The sequence below is a fragment of the Micrococcus sp. KRD026 genome, assembly GCF_017168445.1.
In the GTDB taxonomy this organism is placed as follows: Bacteria; Actinomycetota; Actinomycetes; order Actinomycetales; family Micrococcaceae; genus Micrococcus; species Micrococcus luteus.
Genome location: NZ_JABFBA010000046.1, coordinates 1 through 1,188 on the forward strand (window position 1 = coordinate 1; position 1,188 = coordinate 1,188).

Sequence of the window (1,188 nt, forward strand, 5' to 3'; positions counted from 1 at the left end):
TGCCATAACACCGCCAGCACACCACCACACCCCCACCACAAACAACACCACACAACCGATTGCGCCCACACCACAACCCGTGTATGGTTTGACTCAGCGGGAGGCACCCGGCCCCCTGCACCCCTAGCCTTGGAGGCTCTCATGCTCACGTTCAACGCCCGCCAGCTGCTCCGCGGTCTCGATGTCGCTTCCTACCCCGCCCGCCTCGCCGACGAGCCGGTCGGGGCTCGCCTGACCACGGTCCCTCTGGAGGTGACCGACCAGGGCCTGATCGCCTACAGCACGGACCGCTACCAGCTCGCCCGCACGCTGACCGAGTACGCCCTGGAGGCGCCCGCGCACGGCGCGGGCCTGCCGCCGGTGCGCCTGCACCGCTCGGGCCTGAAGGTTCTGCTCCCGGTGCTCCGCGCCGCGAAGAAGGACGGCACGGTGGAGCTGACGGCCGACGAGGACACCGTCACGTTCACCGTCCACGCGGCGAACGGGCAGGTGCAGACGGTGCCGCTGAAGAACTACGCGGACGCGGACGAGTATCCGAAGATCGCTTCCCTGTTCCGCCTGCACACCCAGCCGCGGGGCGCGCTCGAGGAGGGCACGTTCACGGTCAATCCGAAGTACGTCAAGGCGCTGGCCGACGTGACGGCGCGGTACACCAGCGACGGTGAGGTGCTCACGTTCGACCCGGACACCAACCACTCGGGCAAGCCCGTCGCGTGGGTCCACGGCCAGTGGGCACACGGCATTCTGATGCCGATCCGTCGGGAACAGCTCCCCACGATCGACGCCGAGTACGAGGGCGTGGGACGTCTGTTCCGCGCCGTGCCGCTGATGCAGTCCCCGGAGTCCGCCAGCGTGCGGGAGGGCTCCGCCGTGGAGCGGGCCAGCACCCGCGGAACCGCCGAGGCTCCCGCCACGGCCTGATTCCCTCTCCCTCTCGGCGGGGTCGTCGCACTGCGGCGGCCCCGCCGCTGACCACCCGGGCCGCGAGCGCCCACACCCCCCGGTGGCCCCGCCCGCACGATGCGGGCGGGGCCGTCCGCCCGCGGCGGCTGCCGCTGTCTCCGCGGCACCGCGAGCTCGCAGCGCGGCACCGGCAGCTGGCTGCCCCTCCACGACACGTCCCCCGCCGGTCGCCGGCCCAGACATCGCCCCCACGGCGGGGCCCTGCCGTGCCGTCGTCTCCGCGCC

1 protein-coding gene is annotated in these 1,188 nt (G+C 72.4%); it reads left to right on the forward strand.

All coding sequences use genetic code 11. The features are described from left to right. Positions 1-141 precede the first annotated feature (141 nt). Positions 142-921, forward strand: coding sequence for a hypothetical protein (locus tag J1M40_RS11840; protein ID WP_206450818.1), 780 nt, complete (start codon positions 142-144; stop codon positions 919-921). The last annotated feature ends 267 nt before the right edge of the window (positions 922-1,188 follow it).